The organism is Mycobacterium sp. ACS1612 (assembly GCF_001667505.1).
In the GTDB taxonomy this organism is placed as follows: Bacteria; Actinomycetota; Actinomycetes; order Mycobacteriales; family Mycobacteriaceae; genus Mycobacterium.
Map to the genome: position 1 here is coordinate 67,934 of NZ_LZHZ01000034.1, position 19,924 is coordinate 87,857.

The 19,924-nt window shown below is 64.8% G+C and carries 20 protein-coding genes; 5 read left to right on the forward strand and 15 right to left on the reverse strand.

Annotated features, from left to right (window positions below; translation table 11 throughout):
• The first annotated feature begins 45 nt into the window (after nucleotides 1-45).
• Nucleotides 46-945 (forward strand): TIGR03619 family F420-dependent LLM class oxidoreductase, encoded by a 900-nt coding sequence (locus tag A5724_RS15155; RefSeq protein WP_067803092.1) that lies wholly within the window; start codon nucleotides 46-48, stop codon nucleotides 943-945.
• Nucleotides 946-1,044: 99 nt separating this feature from the next.
• Here A5724_RS15155 and A5724_RS15160 read toward each other — a convergent pair whose 3' ends face one another.
• From A5724_RS15160 to A5724_RS15205, 10 genes are all read right to left on the reverse strand, one after another.
• A complete protein-coding gene (locus A5724_RS15160) occupies nucleotides 1,045-1,389 on the reverse strand; it encodes a Fur family transcriptional regulator (protein ID WP_067803095.1) in 345 nt (114 codons plus the stop codon).
• Nucleotides 1,373-2,290 carry a metal ABC transporter permease gene (locus A5724_RS15165; protein ID WP_232004852.1) on the reverse strand — a complete coding sequence of 306 codons (918 nt, stop codon included), beginning with the start codon at nucleotides 2,288-2,290 and terminating at the stop codon, nucleotides 1,373-1,375. Before A5724_RS15165 ends, A5724_RS15160 begins: the two co-directional genes overlap by 17 nt.
• On the reverse strand, nucleotides 2,287-3,153 hold the full coding sequence (locus A5724_RS15170; protein ID WP_067803098.1) for a metal ABC transporter permease: 867 nt from the start codon (nucleotides 3,151-3,153) through the stop codon (nucleotides 2,287-2,289). The genes A5724_RS15165 and A5724_RS15170 overlap by 4 nt, the downstream gene beginning before the upstream one ends.
• Nucleotides 3,150-3,947 (reverse strand): metal ABC transporter ATP-binding protein, encoded by a 798-nt coding sequence (locus A5724_RS15175; protein WP_082965038.1) that lies wholly within the window; start codon nucleotides 3,945-3,947, stop codon nucleotides 3,150-3,152. Before A5724_RS15175 ends, A5724_RS15170 begins: the two co-directional genes overlap by 4 nt.
• Nucleotides 3,948-4,889 carry a metal ABC transporter solute-binding protein, Zn/Mn family gene (locus tag A5724_RS15180; RefSeq protein ID WP_232004853.1) on the reverse strand — a complete coding sequence of 314 codons (942 nt, stop codon included), beginning with the start codon at nucleotides 4,887-4,889 and terminating at the stop codon, nucleotides 3,948-3,950.
• A 216-nt stretch (nucleotides 4,890-5,105) separates the two neighbouring features.
• Nucleotides 5,106-5,507: a heme-binding protein gene (locus A5724_RS15185; protein ID WP_067803104.1), complete on the reverse strand. Its 402-nt coding sequence runs from the start codon at nucleotides 5,505-5,507 to the stop codon at nucleotides 5,106-5,108.
• Nucleotides 5,508-5,595: 88 nt separating this feature from the next.
• Nucleotides 5,596-6,009, reverse strand: coding sequence for a DUF6319 family protein (locus tag A5724_RS15190; protein WP_067803106.1), 414 nt, complete (start codon nucleotides 6,007-6,009; stop codon nucleotides 5,596-5,598).
• Between the two features lie 119 nt (nucleotides 6,010-6,128).
• Nucleotides 6,129-9,023: an RND family transporter gene (locus A5724_RS15195; RefSeq protein ID WP_067803108.1), complete on the reverse strand. Its 2,895-nt coding sequence runs from the start codon at nucleotides 9,021-9,023 to the stop codon at nucleotides 6,129-6,131.
• A 21-nt stretch (nucleotides 9,024-9,044) separates the two neighbouring features.
• Nucleotides 9,045-9,473, reverse strand: a complete 429-nt coding sequence (locus tag A5724_RS15200) for an MmpS family transport accessory protein (RefSeq protein WP_067803115.1) — start codon at nucleotides 9,471-9,473, stop codon at nucleotides 9,045-9,047.
• Nucleotides 9,474-10,094 (reverse strand): TetR/AcrR family transcriptional regulator, encoded by a 621-nt coding sequence (locus A5724_RS15205; protein WP_082965039.1) that lies wholly within the window; start codon nucleotides 10,092-10,094, stop codon nucleotides 9,474-9,476.
• 148 nt (nucleotides 10,095-10,242) lie between these two features.
• Here A5724_RS15205 and A5724_RS15210 point away from each other — a divergent pair, with 148 nt between their 5' ends.
• Complete coding sequence (locus A5724_RS15210) at nucleotides 10,243-10,962, forward strand: carbonic anhydrase (protein ID WP_067803119.1); 720 nt, start codon at nucleotides 10,243-10,245, stop codon at nucleotides 10,960-10,962.
• A gap of 3 nt (nucleotides 10,963-10,965) precedes the next feature.
• Here the strand turns inward: A5724_RS15210 and A5724_RS15215 are convergent, their stop codons facing one another.
• A complete protein-coding gene (locus tag A5724_RS15215; protein WP_067803126.1) occupies nucleotides 10,966-12,627 on the reverse strand; it encodes an acetolactate synthase large subunit in 1,662 nt (553 codons plus the stop codon).
• A 571-nt stretch (nucleotides 12,628-13,198) separates the two neighbouring features.
• Between A5724_RS15215 and A5724_RS34605 the strand changes: the two genes are divergently transcribed.
• From A5724_RS34605 to A5724_RS15230, 3 genes are all read left to right on the forward strand, one after another.
• Complete coding sequence (locus A5724_RS34605; RefSeq protein ID WP_067803129.1) at nucleotides 13,199-13,459, forward strand: hypothetical protein; 261 nt, start codon at nucleotides 13,199-13,201, stop codon at nucleotides 13,457-13,459.
• Between the two features lie 99 nt (nucleotides 13,460-13,558).
• A complete protein-coding gene (locus A5724_RS15225) occupies nucleotides 13,559-13,852 on the forward strand; it encodes a putative quinol monooxygenase (protein WP_067803132.1) in 294 nt (97 codons plus the stop codon).
• Nucleotides 13,853-13,938: 86 nt separating this feature from the next.
• Complete coding sequence (locus A5724_RS15230; RefSeq protein WP_067803135.1) at nucleotides 13,939-14,613, forward strand: DUF5995 family protein; 675 nt, start codon at nucleotides 13,939-13,941, stop codon at nucleotides 14,611-14,613.
• On the opposite strand, the gene A5724_RS15235 is transcribed toward A5724_RS15230, so the two are convergent.
• From A5724_RS15235 to A5724_RS15250, 4 genes are all read right to left on the reverse strand, one after another.
• Complete coding sequence (locus tag A5724_RS15235) at nucleotides 14,606-16,873, reverse strand: FdhF/YdeP family oxidoreductase (RefSeq protein WP_067803138.1); 2,268 nt, start codon at nucleotides 16,871-16,873, stop codon at nucleotides 14,606-14,608. The two genes, A5724_RS15230 and A5724_RS15235, sit on opposite strands and share 8 nt — an antisense overlap.
• Nucleotides 16,874-17,004: 131 nt before the next feature.
• Entirely contained in the window at nucleotides 17,005-18,429 is a 1,425-nt protein-coding gene (locus A5724_RS15240) for an NAD(P)(+) transhydrogenase (Re/Si-specific) subunit beta (protein ID WP_067803140.1), read from the reverse strand.
• A complete protein-coding gene (locus A5724_RS15245) occupies nucleotides 18,426-18,725 on the reverse strand; it encodes an NAD(P) transhydrogenase subunit alpha (protein ID WP_067803142.1) in 300 nt (99 codons plus the stop codon). The genes A5724_RS15240 and A5724_RS15245 overlap by 4 nt, the downstream gene beginning before the upstream one ends.
• 1 nt (nucleotide 18,726) lies before the next feature.
• Nucleotides 18,727-19,806 (reverse strand): Re/Si-specific NAD(P)(+) transhydrogenase subunit alpha, encoded by a 1,080-nt coding sequence (locus tag A5724_RS15250; protein WP_067803146.1) that lies wholly within the window; start codon nucleotides 19,804-19,806, stop codon nucleotides 18,727-18,729.
• Nucleotides 19,807-19,924: the final 118 nt, after the last annotated feature.

Genomic DNA, 19,924 nt, shown 5'->3' on the forward strand with positions numbered 1-19,924 from the left:
ATGCCGCCGCGGAATGGTTGATAGATCACCGAAAGGATTTTCGTGATGAAGCTTGGCTTCGCACTTCCCATCGTCGGCCCCGCAGTCAGCAGCGCCGCTGGCTTGAGCGCGTTCTGCCGCGGACTCGAGGACCTTGGCTACGACACGCTGTGGGTGGGCGATCGCCTGGTCACGCCCGTCAATATGCACAGCACTTACCCGGGCAAGGAGCAGCCCTACCCGCCGCAGATGACCCGCTACCTCGATCCGGTGCTGCTGTGGACGGTCGCCGCGACGGCCACCAATCGGGTGCGGCTGAACGCCAGCACGCTCAGCACGTTCTACTACGAGCCGGTGCACCTGGCCCGACTGCTGACCACGCTCGACGTGCTCAGCGATGGCCGCCTCGACGTGGGCGTGGGAATCGGATGGATGAAGGACGAACACGACATCGCCCGCAGCGCCAACTGGCGCCGGCGCGGGCAGATGCTCGACGACCTACTGGCGTTCCTGCACGAGTGGTGGACGACCACCCCGGTGTCCTGGGAAAGCGAGTTCTTCTCGCTGCCGCCGGTCCATGCCGACCTGCGCCCGGTCCAGGCTGGGGGTCCGCCCATCTGGATCGGCGGTGCCAGCGAGGCCGCGATGCGCCGGGTCGGCCGCAGCGGTACCGGCTGGCTCGGGGTCGAGGGGCTGCAGGACGAGGTCACCGACCACTTGTGGTCGATTGCGCGCGGTGCGGCGACGGACGCGGGTCGCGATCCGGATGCGCTGAAGTCGGTCATGCGGATCAACCTCGATGCGGGCACGTCCGTCGACTCTGTTGTCGACAAGCTCGAGCGCCTCGCCGGCTCCGGTGCTGACGAGGCGATCATCGATGCCTTCGCGATGTTCTCCGCCCTCGACCAGATGCTCGACTTCGCCGGCCAGGTAGTCGCGCGATGGAGTGATCAAAGGAAAGCTTGACGGCAAGGTAGCGGTGATCACGGGCGGATCAAGCGGTCTGGCGCTGGGCGGTGCCAAGTTGTTGGTTGACGGCGGCACGACGGCAGTCTGAGCACGCAGTCATTGACACGTTGGGCAGGTGCCGTACAGGTCAACGTGATGGGTGACATCGCGGTAGCCGTGCTCACCGGCTAATCGCACACAGATGTGCTCGATGTCGTCGGCGGTGAATCCGACGGCACGGCCACACCGCCGACACACCAGATAGTGCTGGTGCCCGGGCGCGGTGAGTAGGCGGTAGAGCAGTTCACCGTCCTCACTGCGCTGGGCTTCTGCCAAGTTCTCCTCGGCGAGGTTGCGCAGGATGCGGTACACCGACGAGAGTCCGACCCGCAGATTGTGATGAGTCCTGATGTCGGCGTGCACCTGTTGGACGGTGCGAAACGTCTCAGTTCGGCCGAGCACCTCGAGGACCGCCTGGCGTTTGGGTGTTCGTCGCCGGCCTTGCGGGGAAGCCATTGCGGCGCTCCTTGATCATGGTGAGGACGGCGGTCAGGCCGTAGATCGCGGCGGCGGTGGCCATGATCATGAAGCTGGCCGGAGCTTTAGGAACGGCGTAGGCCAGACCGATGCCGATCCACAGTGACGCCGCGGAAAGCATTGCCGCAAGCCAGAATCCGCGCCAGGGCCGGGTGGTCAGCCTGCCGGCTGCGGCCGCCGGTGCGGCCAATAGCCCGAGCACGAGCAGCGACCCGATGGCGGGGGTGGCGGTCGCTACGGTCGCGCCGACCACAGCCAGGTACAGTGCGGCCAACGCTCGGGTCGGCACCCCGGCGGATCGCGCGACGACGGGGTCGATGGTGGAGAACAGCAGCGGTCGCGCCATCACCAGCAGCGCGACAATCACCACGATCCCGATTTCGACAGTCATGGCGGTCGCAGCGCTGCTGAGCCCAAAGATGCTGCCGAACAAGACATTGACGTTCGCCACGCCGTTGCGCGTACTGCCGTGAACGGTGTAGTAGGTCAAGAACAGCACGCCAAGCCCCAGCGTCCAGGCGAAGAAGGACCCGATCCCGACGTCGTCGGCACCCCGGTGGCCGCCGTAGCCCAGCGCCAGGCCCGCGCCGATCGTGGCGACGAAAAGCCCCGCGCGCAAGTCGAAGCCGACGGCGAGAGCCGCCATCGCGCCGGTGTACGCGACGTGGCCGAGGGCGTCACCGGCAAACACCTGTCCGCGCAGCACCAGGAAGTAACCCGCCAATCCGCACAGCACCGCCACCGCGGTGCCGGCGATCAACGCGCGCTCGATGAAGGGGTGGCTCAACATGTGCGCCAGCCCGGCCACCGGCCCAGCTGCGATCACGGTGGCAGTAACGTCGCGCGATAGCCCGCGGCGGCCAGGTAGACGGCGAATGCGAATGTGGCGACCCAGAATCCGATCGGATACGGAGTGAAGAACGCGCAGCCGATGCCAACCCACGTCACCGCCAGTGCGATGAGCACCGAAGCCGTCATGCCCCAACCGGGGTGGGCTGTGAGGTGAAATGCCGCGGCGGCGGGTGCCACCAGCAGCGCGAAAACCAGTAAGCTGCCGGTGATCTGGCTGGCGCCCGCCGCAGCGACACCGAGCACCATCAGGAACGCCGCGCTGACGAGGCGGGTTGGAATGCCGTTCGCCGAGGCGGTTTCGGGGTCGATCGACGCCCACATCAACGGACGGCCGACCGCCGTCATGGCGACCAGGCAGGCCAACGCCGCGGCGAGGAGCACGCGAAACTGCGCGGTGCTCACGCCGGTGATGGTGCCGAACAGCAAGTTCGTCAGCCCCGACAAAAAGCCGTGGTAGAGGCTGACGAACAACAATCCGGTGGCCAACGCGAGTGCCTGCACGGTGCCGATGACCGCCGGTTGTTCGGTGAACCCGGCCAGACCGCCGGCCCGGGCCAACGGCGGCAGCATCGCGATCGCCGCGGCAGCCACGACGCAGGCCGCCAGGTAGCCGTAGCCGGTGGCCATGCCCAGCCAAGCGGCGGCCGCCGCGCCGGGGAAACCGGCGACTGCAAGGGTGTGTCCGGCGAACGCTTCTCGGCGCAGCACCATCATCCAGCCGACGACGCCGGCCAACACGGCTATCACGGTGCCTGACCAGAGCGCTGTGACCATGAACGGGTACGCGGTCATCTGCCGCAGATCGTCGAGCAGATTCCAACTGGGTTGCGGGTTCATCGGACGTAGCCGCCATGGCCCGGCGGAACGTCGGGCTGGCCCACCACGAACATTCGGCCCGTCCGGTCGCGCAGCACGTCGATCGGCATGCCGTACAGCGACGTCAGTTGGTCCGCAGTCAGGATCTGTTCGGGGGAGCCACCGACGGCCATCCCGCGCGCGATATACACGACGCGGTCGAGGTAGGGCAGGATCGGATTGACGTCGTGGGCAACCGTGATCACGGCCACCCCGTCGCGACGGCAGATGTCGCGCACCAACGCGCTGATCGCCGCTTGGTTTGGCACGTCGAGGCTGTCCAGCGGTTCGTCGAGTAGCAACAACTCAGGTTGTCGTACCAGTGCCTGGGCCAGCAGCAGTCGTTGTTGTTCGCCGCCCGAACAGCGGCCGATGGGCCGACGTGCATACTCGCCGGCGCCCACCGATTCGACCACCTGCTCCACTCGGTGACGTCGCGTGGCGGTGCGCCACGGCATCGGCGTACCCCATCGTGCGCCGTCGAATCCCATTCCTACGACGTCGATTCCGCGGATCCGCAGGCTGGCGTCGAACGGTCGTCGTTGCGCCACATAGCCGATCCGGCTATTGCGCCTGCCGGGATGCGCACCAAGGACTTCGATGGTCCCGCGCGCCGGCGTCAACCCGAGCAGCACCTTCAGCAGAGTCGACTTGCCTGCGCCATTGGGCCCGAGAACGGCGACGAATTCGCCTGGGGCCACCTCGAGGTCGACGCCCGACCAGATGGTACGGCCGCCGACCGCAGCGGCGGCGTCGCGCAATCGCACCGTGGTCATTTACTTCCCCGTGGCCGCGTGCAGCGCATCCGACAATTGAGACAACTGGGCAGACTGCCAGTCCTGGAACGACGCAGTGGCCGGCGACAGCGTCTCGGTCACTGCGGTGACGGGAATGCCTTGCTTCTTCGCCTCGTCGACCTGGGCCGCCACGTCAGGGGTGCTGTTCTGAGTGTTGAACACATACACCTTGATCGCCTTGGTCGAGATCTGTTGGTCCACAGTCGATTTGTCGGCTGGCGACGGGTCAGTGCCCTCGCTGATCGCTTTGAGGAAATCCGCCGGGGTGATCAGGTCGAGGCCCAACGCATCCGACAGCGGTGAGAAGATCGACTCGCTGGCTCCCACTGGAGTGCCCGCGTACTTGGTTTTGATCGTGGCGACCAGGTCGTGGTAGGCCTTCAAACCTTGGTCGAGGAACTGCTGACGCTGGGTGTCGAAGTAACCGGCATCGGTAGGGTCGGCCTTTTTGTACGCCGCGGTGATCGCGTCGACGACCTTGGCGACTGAATCGGGGGAGTACCACTGATGGGGATTGCCCCCGTCGGGCACCCCGACCACGTCGCCGACGCGCAGCACGGCGCGGTCGGCGGTCGGGTTGGCGGCAAGCAGTTTGTCGGCCCAACTGTCGTAGCCGATTCCGTTGTCGATGAACACCTTTGCGTCAGCGACAGTGCGGGCGTCAGCGGGAGAGGGTTCGTAGTCGTGCGGATCGGTATCGGGATTGGTGATGATGCTGGTTTCTTGGACATGGTCGCCGCCCAGCTGGGCCGCGATGCTGCCCCACGCGTTAATTGTCGCTACCACAGCGATTTTCGCCGTCGATGCGGGCGATGTGCTGGCTCCGCCGGACGACGAATTCGTCGACCCGTCGCCGCAGGCCGACAGCGTCAGCGCCGCTGCGGCGATTGCACCAAACCGGACCATGCGTGGACCTGCCACCGTGACTCCTCACCTTAATGAAAACGATTTCCATTATCGGTTGGAACCTAGCAGCACGGGTCAGGGACCGGAAACCCTCCGGTCCGCACTCTCAGTTGACTGGCAGGATCGAGGCCGTTAGAGGCTCAGCAACGCGCCGAGGCTACGGTTTTTGACGAATTCGGGTCAGATCCCATCAGAAACCGCAGTCTCGGCGTCGGCGGCCGATGGCTGGCGTCAGTCGAGACACCGGAGCGCCGCGGCGGCGCAGGATTCGTCGTCGGCGGCACTGGCACCGCTGACACCGACTCCGCCGACTATCGCGCCGGCGTGCGCGATGGGAAGGCCGCCGCCGAAGATGACGAGTCGACCACCGGCGTTGGCGTGCAATCCGAACAGCTCACCGCCCGGGGCGGCAAGAGTGGCGAGTTCCGAGGTGGCGATGCGGTTCGCGACCGCGGTGTACGCCTTGTCGATCGCGAGAATCGGCCCCGCGATCTCCGCGCCGTCCATCCTGCCGAACGCGACGAGGTTTCCGCCCGCGTCGACCACGGCGGCGGACACCAGGATCGAGCGTCGTTCGGCTTCGGCGTGAGCGGCGGCGATCATGCGGAGCGCAGTCGCCAAGTCAACGGTCATGCTTTGCATCACCGAGCCAACATAGCGTGATGACGGCGTCCGTGATGACGCCGTCATCCAGGCGATCCGCCTTGCGTAAGCGCCTATTTCAGTCCAAGTCGGCGAGTGCCTTGCGGGCGGCTTCCAATTCGGCCTCGAGCGCGGCGACCTTGGCGGCCTGCTGAGCTCGTGCCTCTTCGATGACCTGATCGATGGGAACGGAGAGGTCCTCGTGAAGTTCCTTGGCTGCCCGCGACACCGCAGCGGCCGCGACCGCGAGGTCGCGCGCGAGGTAAGTGCCGCCCTGCTTGAGTTCGGCGTGCCATTCGCCGTCGGCGGTCCCGGTGACGGTCAAAGTCAGCTCGAGAGTCTTGGCCTTCTTCCCGGCCGCCTTCTTCGCCGGGGCCTTCTTCGGCTTGTCCTCGGCGGGAGGGACAGCGGAGAGTCCGGGCGTGCTCACGGCCGGCGGGGGAGTGTCGGAGTCGACGGACAGCGCTTCGGGTGCAAGAGTGTCTACGGTCATCGTTGCGGCGATCTCCTTGTCGAAACATCGCCCGCAGTCCGCGGGCTGGCCTTCAGATTCATTAGAACATATGTTCGACGCCCTGGCCAACTCGCCACGCGGTTTCAGCGCTGCAGTGTCTATTTGATTGGGCCCGTTGGATTTTCGTCACCGCCGCCGACGCTCACCGGCGTGTCGGCCGGATTTCGCGGTTGCGGCCACGGCGAGGGTTTCGGCCGCATCCGCACGACCTGCGGCCACCAGAACCACGGGCCCATCATGGCCGCGATCGACGGCGTCATGAACGACCGGATGATCAGCGTGTCGAACAGCAAACCGAGGCCGATCGTGGTGCCCACCTGCCCCGCCACCACGAGATCGCTGACCATCATCGTCATCATGGTGAATGCGAATACCAGGCCCGCTGAGGTGACTACCGCGCCGGTGCCCGCCATCGACCGGATGATGCCCGTCTTGATGCCCGCGTGGATTTCCTCTTTGAACCGCGACACCAACAACAGGTTGTAATCGGAGCCCACCGCCAGCAGGATGATCACCGACATCGCCAGCACCAGCCAGTGCAGGGGAGTCCCGAGGATGTGCTCCCAGATCAACACGGACAACCCGAACGATGTGCCCAGCGACATCAGCACCGTGCCGACGATGACTGCCGAGGCGATCACCGCCCGGGTCAACAACAGCATGATGATGAAAATCAGGCAGAGCGACGCGATTCCGGCGATCAGCAGATCCCAGTTGGCGCCTTCCTGCATGTCCTTGTAGGTCGAGGCGGTGCCCGCCATGTAAATCTTCGAGCCTTCCAGCGGCGTGCCCTTGATGGCCTCGAACGCGGCGCTCTTGATCTTCGGGATCAGCGCGATGCCCTCCGGGGTCGCGGGATCTCCTTCGTGAGAAATGATGAACCGCACCGACTTTCCGTCGGGGGAGACGAACATCTTGAGGCCGCGTTTGAAGTCGGCGTTGTCGAAGACCTCCGGCGGCAGATAGAACGAGTCGTCGTTCTTGGATGCGTCGAACGCCTGGCCCATGGCGTTCTGGTTCTCCTGCATCGCCTTCATCTGGTCCTGCTGGCTCTTCTGGCTCTGATACATGGTCAGCGTGATGTGCTGCATGCTCTTCATGCTTTCGATCTGCGCGGGCATGATCGCGATCAGCTGCGGCATCAGCGTGTCCAGCTTCTCCAGGTCCGGCATCAGGTTCTTGATGTCGTCGGTCATGGTGTCGATGCCGTCGAGGGTGTCGAAGATGGACCGCATCGACCAGCAGATCGGGATGTCGTAGCAGTGTGGTTCCCAGTACAGGTAGTTGCGGATAGGCCGGAAGAAATCGTCGAAATCGGCGATGTGGTCCCGCAATTCCTCGATGTCGACCGTGGTCGTCTGCATCTTGGTGACCATGCTGTGCGTGGTGGCCGCCATCTGCACGGTGATGTTCTGCATCCGTTCCATCGTGTCGATGGAGGTCTGCATGTCATCGGCCTGCGTGAGCATGTTGGCCATGACCTTGTCCATGTAGTCCTGGTTCATCTGCTGGGTGGTGCCCTGCGCGCTGATCATGAACGGAATCGAGGTGTGTTCGATGGGCACGCCGCGCGGCCGGGTGATCGCCTGCACCCTGCCGACCCCCTGGGTGTGGGCGATTGCCCGCGCAATCCGCTCGATCACCAGCATGTCCGCCGGGTTGCGCACATCGTGATCGGTCTCGACCATCAGCAGTTCCGGATTCATCCGGGCTTGCGGGAAATGCCGGTCCGCGGCCGCGTAGCCGATATTGGCCGGGATGTCGGGCGGAAGGTAATTGCGGTCGTTGTACCCGGGCCGGTATGACGGCAGCGCGAGCAGCCCGATCAGCGCCAGCGCCACCGACGCCGCGAGAATCGGTCCCGGCCAACGCACCACGGCGGTACCGACCCGCCGCCAGGTCCGGGTGTCCGTCTTGCGCTTCGGGTCGAACAGGCCGAACCGGCTGCAGATGGTCAGCAGCGCGGGCGCCATCGTCAGCGCGGCGAAGGTCGCGACCAGCATGCCGATCGCCAACGGAATTCCCAACGACTGGAAGTACGGCAGCCGCGTGAAGTGCAGGCAGAACGTCGCACCGGCGATCGTCAGCCCGGAGCCCAGAATCACGTGCGCGGTGCCGTGATACATGGTGTAGAAGGCGGTTTCGCGGTCCTCACCGTTGTTGCGCGCCTCGTGGTAGCGCCCGAGCAGGAAGATCGCGTAGTCCGTACTCGCCGCAATCGCCAACGTGGTGAGCAGGTTGACCGCGAATGTGGACAAGCCGATCAAGTCGTAATACGCCAGCGCGGCAACGATTCCCCTGGCGGCGGACAGCTCGATGAACATCATCACCAGGACGAGCAGCACGGTGACGATCGACCGGTAGACCAGCAACAGCATCACGAAGATCACGCCCATGGTGATGGCGGTGATCAGCTTCACGCTCTTGTCGCCGGCGTGGTGCTGATCGGTCGACAGCGGCGTGGCACCCGTGACATATGTTTTGAGTCCCGCTGGCGGCGTTGACTTGTCGATGATGTCGCGCACGGCCTGCACCGACTCGTTCGCCAGGCTCTCGCCCTGGTTGCCCGCGAGATAGACCTGGACGTAGGCGGCTCTGTTGTCGGCGCTCTGTGCGCCGGAGGCGGTTAGCGGATCGCCCCAGAAATCCTGGACGTGCTGGACGTGCGTCTTGTCGGCCTCGAGCTTGTCGATTAGCCCGGCGTAATACTTGTGCGCGGCATCGCCGAGTGGCTGGTCGCTCTCGAGGATGATCATCGCCGAGCTGTTGGAGCTGAACTCGTTGAAATTCTGACCGATCCGCTCCATCGCCTGCATCGACGGGGCGTCCTTCGGGGCGAACGAGACGGCGTGCGCCTCGCCGACCACCTCCAGTTGCGGGACCGCCACGTTGACGAGCACCACGAGCGCGATCCAGCCCAACAAGATCGGCACGCAGAACAGCCTGATGAAGCGCGGGATCATCGGATGCGCCCCGACATGCCTATTGCTCATTCGGCGACCTCGCTGGCTCGGTCATGCGGATTTCACCAAGCAGAACGTCTGGGCGTTCACACCGTCAGTGGTCCTCTCGTCCTTGACCACGCCGTCCACGCTGATGCGGCAACCGATGGTGCCGCCGTCACTCTGCGCGATGATGTTCGGGCTGGCCGCGGGCGCGGTGGTGGTCAGGGTCAGCTCCCACGGCAGCGGGGCGTTCAGTGCCTTCTGCGGTTGGGCGTCAAGATCGAGGTAGTTGATCGTGGCGATGCTGCCGTCGCCGAAGATCTCGTACTTGACGACTTTGGGGTTGAACGGTTCGGGGTCGTTGACCAGGCCTGCACCCGGCTTCGTCAGTACGGTCTGGCCGAAGAAGCCGCGGAAGCGGTCGACCACGAACACCGCGACCGCCACCACCAGCACGATGACCAGCACGACCCAGAAACGCTTGGCGACACGCAGCATCTACCGGCGCTCCATCTCCGGGTCTCCGTCCCACGCAGGCATTTCGAAGCGATCAAGCCATCGCTCGATGAAGGCCGTGGCCTCATCGTGCCCGCGCGTGATGCCAAGGCCCTTCTCGTGCAGGACCATTCGCGCCAAACCGCCCATGATCATGGTCATGACGACTGGCGGGAACTGTTCGAGATCGAGCCCGCGCGCCTTCAGCGCCAAGGTGACGACGCCCTCCTGCAGATCCCGAAATCGCATGGCGTACGCCACGATCTCGCTGCGAATCGCCTTGCGGTGATTGGCCATCGCCAAGAACTCGGTGAACAACTGCGCGTCGAGCGTCTCGTTGAGCTGCCACAGGGCATGCACCGGTTGCGCCTCGGCGATCGCCTCACGCTGGTGCGCCATGTTCTCCTCGGCCTTGTCGCGCAGCACCGCGACGAACAGGTCGTCCATGCTGGGGAAGTAGTAGTGCACCAGGGCCGGCTTGACGCCGGCCTTCGCCGCGACGCGGCGCGACGTCGCCGCCGCATAGCCTTCGTCGAGCATGATTTGGGCGGTTGCCTCGATCAGCGCAGCCCGCGTCACCTCACGTCGGACGCGGGGTCGCTCGTCAGCAGCTGTGCTGGACACCAAGGCAGACTAAGTGCTGAGCGGCCGCCCAACAAGCGTTTCGTCGGGAATCTGCTCTCCGACTCCTGCCAGAGCCCTGTGCCATTGAGCGAATATCGTATGCAATCCGTTGGTTCCGAGTGACCGTTCGGACCAACCAAGGAGTCGCATGACCCTTTCTCGCGAGCATTCCCGCCGAAACCTCCTTCTCGCAGCTGCGACAGGCGCGGGAGCCCTGGCCGTCAGCTCGTGTTCCGCTCCGGCGAAAGGCGGTGCCACGGCCAAAGCGGCCGTCGAACCGCTGGCCACCGACCCCGACCACGCGCTGCAGCTCCTCACCGAAGGCAACCGGCGCTTCGTCGACAACCACGCCGAACATGTCGACGACAGCCTGGCGCGGCGCATGGCCGTGCGCACGAGTCAGCGACCCTTCGCGACCATCCTCAGTTGTGTGGATTCCCGCGTGCCTGTCGAGCTCGTTTTCGACCGCGGCTTCGGGGACCTCGTCGTCGTCCGGTCTGCCGGGGAAGTGTTGGACCACTCGGTGATCGGGAGCCTTGAGTTCGGCGCGGCCGAACTCAACACGCCGCTGCTGATGGTGCTCGGTCACCAACGATGTGGCGCATTGACGGCCGCTGTCGACGCCTTTGACAAGAAGTCGACCGAACAGGGTGACCTCGGCTACCTCGTCGAGGCGCTGGCCCCCGCGGTCCGCCAGGTCTCCGGGCAGCCCGGCGACCGAGTGACCAACGCCGTTCGTGCCAACGTGACGTTGACCCTTGCCCAGCTTCGGCGGTCGCCGCTGCTGGGCCAACTGGAGAAGCAGGGCAAGCTGAAGATGGTCGGCGGTTACTACGCACTCGATACGGGCAAGGTCGACATGATCTGACTGTCAGGACAACGACTCGTCCAACTCGCCCAGCGAGGCGATCAGGGCGCTGTTGGCCGAGTAGTCGACGGGGCACGCGATGACGGTGACGGTGTCGTCGGCGAGCGCCGCGCGCAAAGTCGGCAGCAGCTCGTCGGCCGCCGAGATGCGGTAGCCCTTCGCGCCGAAACTTTCGGCATAGGCGACGAAGTCGGGATTGTCGAAATGGGTGTCGACGTTGTGGCCGATCTCGAGGTCCATCTTCCAGCTGATCAGGCCGTAGGCGTTGTCGTCCCAGATGAGGATCACCATTGGCGTGCGCAGCCGCAGCGCGGTTTCGATCTCCTGTGAGTTCATCAGGAACGCGCCATCGCCGGTCGCGACGAGAATCTTCGCCTCTGGGCGGGCGATCTTCGCCGCGATCGCCCCTGGCAGCGTCCACGCCATGGTCGAGAGCCCGTTGGAGATCAGGCACGTGTTCGGCTCGTACGTCGGATAGAGCCGGGCCATCCACATCTTCAGCGCACCCGTGTCGACAAGCGCAATGTCATTGCGCCGCAACGCTGCTCGCGTATCGGCGACGATGCGGGCCGGAGCCAGCGGAAACCTGTCATCGGCGCGCCCGCGTTCGAGTTCACCGGAGAGCAGCTCGCGGATCCGTTCGTGACCGGACAGCGACGGATGCTCGCGCGTCACCCGTTCCGCCAGCGCATCGAGCGTGCGCGCGGTGTCGGCGTGCAGGCCCACCGCGACGTCGTAGTGCGCGTCCACCTCGGCCGGGAAGCGGTGGATGTGGATGATCTTCGTCTCCCCGCTCGGGTTGATCCGGACGGGATCGAACTCCTGCAACTCGTAGCCAACGGCGACGATGGCGTCAGCCTGGTCGAAGCCGAAGTTGACGTAGTCATGCCGCATGAAGCCGACCGCCCCGAGCGCGAGTCGATGATCGTCGGGCATGACACCCTTACCGTGGAAAGTGGTGGCCACCGGGATGTCCAGGGATTCGGCGAATCGGCACACCGCCTCAGCCGCCCCACTGCGGGCCGCGCCGTGGCCGGCCAACAGGATGGGATTTCGCGCGGCGCATAAAATTTCTGCCGCCCGCTCCAACTGGGCGTCGGAGGGATCGTCGGGCCGCGGAACGTTGATGGGCAGCGGGCCGAACCCCTCTGGCGCCTCAGCGTCTTCGACATCCTCGGGCACTGCGAGATAGACCGCTCCCGGGCGCTCCGTCTGTGCGAGTTTGAAGGCTTTGCGGACCATCTCCGGCACCGCCTGCGGTGTGGCCACGAGTGCGGACCACTTGGTCACCGGAGCGAACATCGACACGAGGTCGACCCCTTGATGGGATTCCTTGTAGCTGCGCCGCATTCCCACCTGTGCTGAAAGGGCAATCAGCGGTGTCGAATTCGTGGTGGCATCCGCCACGCCGAGCAAGAGGTTGATCGCGCCGGGACCCAGTGTTGCCGAACAGACACCTGCCAGGCCCGTCAACCGGCCATAGACCTCGGCCATGAACGAGGCACCCTGTTCATGTCGCGTCAGCACGTACTCGATAGACGACTTCGACAGCGCTTCGACCAGTCGAATGTTCTCCTCACCGGGGATGCCGAAGACGTGCGTGACGCCCTCGTTCTCCAGGCACTCGACGATCAGTTCAGCTGTGGTGCGACTCGGTCCGTCCATTTCAGCGAGACTAGTCGCGCCTGTGAATCTGGTTCAGTGTTGAACGCATTCGGGAGCCTCCGCGGGTGAGCTGGATATACATCGCTATACCCAGAAGCTTGGCGGCCAATGTGACCGCCGAATTGAAGCCGAGCTATGACGTTGTCGTCTGTGGCGCGGGACATCCGGACCGGTGCTCGCCAGCCGACTGGCGGAGAACCCCGACCCGAAGGTTCTACTTCTGGAGGGGCGGAGGCGAGTCACCGGCCGCCGAACCTGATCCGCAGCTGTATGGGTTCGATTCCGTTCTCGATGGGCGAGGTGCTTGGCGGCGGATCGAGCATCATCGCCATGATCTGGGCGCGCGGGCACCGCAGCCTCCGAATCCGGTCGGACCCACCGGGTCGGGGCGGTTGAGATCTTCGGACAGTCGGCCCCGGACGTCCGGTGTCGGCGACGAAGGCGAGTTGCGTCGCGTCAGGGTTGCCGTGCGTCAGCACTTACCGGGGGTGGTCCGAAACTTCCAGGACCACTTGGCTTTGACTGCGGCCAGCATATCGGAGCGTCCGCAAAAGCCACCCTCGAGAACGCCGTGAAATACGGTTCGCCGCAGAACAGCTGGACAGTGTTCGGTGCGCCGACACACGCGAAACGCCGCAGCCGGTTGCGGCTGTCAGCACCCGACCCCGCCGATCCCATTCGGATTGAGGCCAACGCTCTGCGCGAGATCGGCAACTCCGCCGAACTCCGGCCACACGTCGTGCGTGAGGTGATGCCGGCCAACACCATGGCTCCGTGCATAGTGATCGGCGAGCGCGCAGCGCATTTCACCAAGGCTGAACGTCGGTTGTGAACCGCCCAGCATGGTGAATCGCCGATGCACGGGTTCGGGCGACCCGCACGTTGTAGGAGTGGATCGCGCACCGTGGAACAACTACGAAGGACAAATCCGATGACAGTCACCGTGACATTCGAACTGCAATTCAAGCCCGAGTCGGTTTCAGCGGGCCGCGATCTCATGAGTCAAGCGCTGAAAGACACTCGCGCCTTTGCCGGGAACCGTTTGATTCAGGTCCTCATCGACGAGGAGGACGAGGCGCACTGGCTCGTCTACCAGATCTGGGACACCGTCGAGCATGACGAGGCATACCGCAGGTTTCGCGCCGCGGAGGGAGAACTCACCGACCTTCCGCCATTGCTCGCCAAGCCTGCCGTGAAGAAGCGGTACGTGACAAGCGACATCTGATATACCGGCCGTGTTCGTGCGAGCCCAGCAGCATCGATATGCGCGTTCGGGCTCCCTGCATCGAGGCGTCTGCTCTGATTGGACTCATGGGGTCGGGTTCCGTGGCAGATGTGCTCGCACGAATGCGTGTCATCGATTCGCAGACGTCCGCAGGTGACGGTGTCGCCGTGTTCAATCGGGTCTATCTTCGGGTCACCGAGATGATCGCGGACCGCTTGGCCTCAGGCGGTGTGTTCCATGACGATGCCTTCATCGCCGATCTCGACGTGCGATTCGCCGACTACTGGTTTGCGGCGTACGACGCCGCTGATGCGAAGCCGAAAGCCTGGGCGCCGTTGTTCGACGCACGGGGGAATCCCAAATTATTGCCGATTCAATTCGCACTCGCCGGCATGAACGCGCACATCGAGCACGATCTGGCGTTCGCTGTGGTCACCACGTGCGCTGCGCGTCGGCTGACGCCCGAAAGCGAGGGCGTTCAGCAGGATTTCGACAAAGTCAACGAACTGCTCGCCAGCGTGGAGGCGGAGATCCGTCGGTCGTTTCTCACCGATGTGGAACAGTCCATCGACGACCACCTGGGACCGATCGCTCACTTGGTCACGTCGTGGAACATCGAAAAGGCACGCGACTTCGCCTGGTTGAGCGCGCGGACGCTGTGGGAGTTGCGCCGGACCCGCTACCTGTTCGACGCCTATGCCGCAACCCTGGCCGGCACCGTCGGAATGGGATCACGGCTACTTCTGACCGCCCTCAACTAGACGGCTCGAAGCGGACGAACACGCCTTTGGAGGTGGGGGTGTTGCTGATGTCGGCGACGCTGTCCAGCGGTACCAGCACGTTGGTTTCAGGGTAGTAGGACGCCGCCGAACCACGTGCTGCGGGATAGGCCACCACGCGGAAGTTCTCGGCTCGCCGTTCGACACCGTCTTCCCAGGTGCTCACCAGGTCGACCATCTGCCGGTCGGCCAGCCCGAGTTCCTCGATGTCGGCGGGGTTGATCAGCACGATGCGACGGCCGTTCTTGATGCCGCGATACCGGTCGTTCGGTGCGTACGGCACGGTGTTCCACTGGTCATGGCTGCGCATCGTCTGCAACACCAGATGGTTTGGCGGAACCTGGATTCGGTCAAACGTGTTGCAGGTGAACTGCGCCTTGCCCGACGCCGTGTTGAACCGGTGGTCGTTGACCGGATTGGGCAGCCGGAACCCGCCGGGTCGGCGCACCCGCTCGTTGAAGTCCTCGAAGTCGGGCACCACACGAGAGATCGCGTCGCGGATCATGTCGTAGTCGGATTCGAACTTTTCCCAGCCGATTTCGTGGCTGTCTCCCAGGGTGCGGCGGGCCAGTCGGCAGACGATCGCCACTTCGCTGAGGAGATGCTCCGACGCGGGCGTGAGTCGGCCGCGGGACTGGTGCACGATACTCATCGAGTCTTCGACCGTGATGAACTGCTCACCCGTCGCCTGGACATCGCGGTCGCTGCGGCCGAGGGTGGGCAGGATCAGAGCCGTCTCACCGCACACCGCGTGCGACATGTTCAGCTTCGTAGAGATGTGCACGGTCAGCCGGCAGTTGCGCATCGCGCGTTCGGTCAATTCGCTGTCGGGGGTGGCGCGCACGAAATTGCCTGCGAAGCCGACGAACACCTTCGCCCGGCCGTCGCGCATGGCCCTGATCGAGTCCACCGCGTCGAGGCCGTGGTGCGTCGGGGGAGCGAAGCCGAACTCCCCCTCGAGCGCATCGAGGAACGACTGGGGCATCTTCTCCCAGATGCCCATCGTGCGGTCGCCCTGGACGTTGCTGTGGCCGCGAACCGGGCATACCCCTGCGCCCGGCCGGCCCAGGTTCCCGCGCAGCATCAGGAAGTTCACGATTTCGCGCACCGTCGCCACACCGTGCTTCTGCTGGGTGACGCCCATCGCCCAGCACACGATGACCTTCGAGCTGGCGAGCACCCGATCGACGACCTGCTGGATCTCCTCTTGCGAAAGACCCGTCGCGTCAAGCACATCCGGCCAGGAGATCTGCCGCGTGTGGGCGGCGAACTCGACGAAACCCGTGGTGTGGGTGTCGATGAAATCGGAATCCAACACCGTTCCCGGCGCATCGTCTTCGGCCTTCAACAGCAGGGCGTTGATGGCCTGGAACAGCGCCAGGTCGCCACAGGGCTTGATGTGCAGGAACTGATCGGCGATCGCGGTGCCGCGGCCCAGGATTCCCCTGACCTTCTGCGGATTCTTGAACCGGATCAGTCCCGCTTCGGGCAACGGGTTCACCGCGATCACGTGTCCGCCGTTGCGTTTGGTTTCCTCCAGCGCGGACAGCATCCGAGGCATGTTGGTCCCCGGGTTGAGCCCCACCGCCAGCACCAGGTCGGCGGTTTCGAGGTCCTCGAGGCTCACGCTGCCCTTGCCGATTCCCAGCGTCTCGCTCAGTCCGGCGCCGCTGGACTCGTGGCACATGTTCGAGCAGTCCGGCAGATTGTTGGTGCCGTACGCGCGTGCGAACAGCTGCAGCAGAAACGCCGCCTCATTGCTGAGCCTGCCCGAGGTGTAGAACAGCGCCTCGTCGGGTGAATCCAGCGCGCGCAGTTCGGTGGCCAGCACGTCGAAGGCGCCGTCCCAGTCGATCGGCTCGTAGTGGTCCGATCCGGGCCGCTTCACCATCGGCTCGGTCAACCGGCCCTGTTCGTTGAGCCACATGTCCGACTTCGTGGCCAGCTCGGAGATCGGGTGCTCATGGAAGAACTCTCGGGTGATCCGGCGCGTGGTCGCCTCGTCGTTGATGTGTTTGGCGCCGTTTTCGCAGTACTCGTTGCGGTGCCGCTTGCCGGCCTCGGGCTCCGGCCATGCGCAGCCCGGGCAGTCGATGCCGTCGGCCTGATTGATGCTCAGCAGGTTGAGCGTCGTCCGCACCAGCGACGTCTGCTCCAGCGAGTACTCCAGCGCATGCATGACCGCAGGCACTCCGGCTGCTGACTTCTTGGGCGGCTTGACCTTCGGGTTCTCGACGCCCATGTGTTCAGTTGCCTTTCGTGCTCGCGCGGACAAGCCGACTCTCGTTGCTGCCCTTCATCATTGCGGGCTGCGCCCACAGCCGTCCAACAGAAATCTGTTACCGGCCGATAGCGAGATGTTATCAGCGCCGCTCAGAGGACCTTCAGTTCCTCCGCGACCTCGGTGACCGACTTCTTGGCATCGCCGAACAGCATGGTCGTTCCGTCGGCGTAGAACAGCGGGTTCTCGATGCCGGCGAAGCCGGAGTTCATCGAGCGCTTGAGCACGATGACCGACTTGGACTGGTCGACGTTGAGGATCGGCATGCCGTGAATCGGGCTCGACGGATCGTTGCGCGCCGCCGGGTTGGTGACATCGTTGGCGCCGATGACGATTGTGACGTCGGTCCTGCCGAATTCGTCGTTGATGTCGTCCATCTCCTTCATCGCGTCGTATTCGACGTCAGCCTCGGCCAGCAGCACGTTCATGTGTCCGGGCATCCGCCCCGCGACGGGATGGATCGCGTACTTCACCGGCACGCCGCGCTGTTCGAGCATGCCCGCGAGGTCCTTGACGGCGTGCTGGGCCTGTGCGACGGCCAGACCGTAGCCGGGCACCACGATGACTTGGTTGGCGTAGGCCATCTGGATCGCGGCGTCGGCCGCCGAGGTGGCCTTGACCACCTTGTCGGTGCCGTCGTCGCTCGAGGCCGCCATGCCGCCGCCACCGAAGCCGCCCGCGACGATCGCCGGGATGGAGCGGTTCATCGCCTTGGCCATCAGGTTGGTCAGAATCGAACCTGAGGCGCCAACGATCATGCCCGCCACGATCATCGCGGTGTTGTTCAGCGCCAAACCCGCTGCCGCAGCGGACAATCCGGTCAACGCATTGAGCAGCGAGATCACCACGGGCATATCGGCGCCGCCGATCGGCAGCACCACCATCAAGCCGAGGACGCCCGCGGCGACGAGCAGTCCGACCATCCACCACAGCGATGCGCCACCGCTTCCCGGATGTGCGGCCAGTCCGATCGCGATCGCGGCGGCCACCGCACCCGCGAGCAGCAACAGGTTCAGCGGCTGCTGTGCCTTGCCGATTCCGATCGGGCGGCCCGGCAGCACCTCCTGCAGCTTGCCGAACGCGATGATCGAACCCCAGAACGACACCGACCCGATGATCGCCGCGAACAGTGAGGCCACCACGATGTGCACCGTCGGCGACTCCCCGTGCTGGAAGTCCGAAAAGCCTGCCGTGTCAATGAATTCCGACAGCGCGATGAGCGCCACCGTGCCGCCGCCGACCCCGTTGAACAGGGCGACCAACTGCGGCATCGCGGTCATCTTCGTCATCCGGGCCGGTGGCACCCCGAGTGCCACCCCGAGCAGGAGGCCGGCGATGATCAGGCCCCAGTTCTCGCTGTGCCGGATCGCGATCAGCGTCGCGAGCACCGCGACGGCCATCCCCGCACCCGCGATCCAGTTGCCGCGCACCGCGGTCTTGGGCCCTGTCAAACCCATCAGGCCGTAGATGAACATCGCAAACGCGATGATGTAGAGCACCGTGACGAGATAGTTCATCGCGCAGCCTTCTTGCCTTTGAACATGCCGAGCATGCGGTCGGTCACCACGAAGCCGCCGACCACGTTGAGCGTTCCGAATACGACGGCGACGAACAAGATGATCTGCTCGGCGAGGTTGGGGTGCTCGACGCGGCCAAGCACCACCAGCGCACCGATCAGCACGATGCCGTGAATCGCGTTGGTGCCCGACATCAACGGGGTGTGCAAGGTGTTGGGCACCTTGGAGATCACCGAGAACCCGACGAACCCTGACAACACCAGGATCGCCAGATTGGCCAACAACTGGTCGTACATCTCAGTTGGTCTCCTCACGTGTGACGCAGGAAGCGGCCACGACTTCGTCTTCGAAATCCGGTGCCACTTCGCCGTCCTTGATCAACAGGTCGAGCAGCGACGCGATGTTCTTGGCGTACAACTCGCTGGCGTGTTCGGGCATGGTGGCCGGCAGGTTCAGCGGCGACGCGATCGTCACATCGTGTTTGACAACGGTCTGCCCGGGTTCGGTCAGCTCGCAGTTGCCGCCTGTCTCACCGGCCAGGTCGACCACCACACTGCCCGGCTTCATGCCGCGCACCGCGGCCGCCGTGACCAGCCGGGGCGCGGGCCGGCCGGGAACCAGCGCGGTGGTGATGACGACATCGAAACCGGTGATCGCCTTCTCCAGCGCGTCCTGCTGCTGGGCCCGCTCGGCCTCGGTCAGTTCGCGCGCGTATCCGCCCTCTCCGGCGGCGTCAATGCCGAGGTCCAGCCACTGCGCACCGACCGAGCGCACCTGATCGGCGACTTCGGGCCGCACGTCGTAGCCGGTGGTCTTGCCGCCGAGCCGCTTGGCCGTCGCCAACGCCTGCAGACCGGCCACGCCGACACCGAGCACCAGCACGGTGGCCGGCTTGACGGTGCCCGCCGCGGTGGTCAGCATCGGGAAGAAGCGGGTGGCCTCCGAGGCCGCCACCAACACGGCCTTGTAACCGGCGACGTTGGCCTGCGACGACAACGCATCCATCGCCTGCGCGCGCGAGATCCGTGGAATCGCTTCCATCGCAAAGCCTGTGACGCCCGCGAGTCGCAGATCCTCGGCAACCTCGGGATGTGTGCGAGGTGCCAGAAAGCCGACGACAGTGGATTCGGGCTTCAGCAGCGCGATTTCGTCCTTCGTCGGCGGGTTGACCTTCACCACCAGATCGGCGGGCCACGGGTCACCGATGGTGGCGCCCACCCGTTCGTATTGTTCGTCAGGAATCAAAGCCCCTGTGCCGGCGCCACTTTCGACGACAACGTCGAGACCTGCAGCGCGCAGTTTCTCGACGACCTTGGGGACCAGCGCGACACGGCGTTCATCTGCCGCGTTCTCGCGCGGCACTCCGATCAGCGTCATATTCCTCTTCCTGGCTGTGGCCGGGCAGAAAGTTCGTACGCCGATAACGGCGACGCCCAGGCGCGGACCATTGCCACAGTAAAGGAGATCGCATACTGTATGCAACCAGATCCGAGGA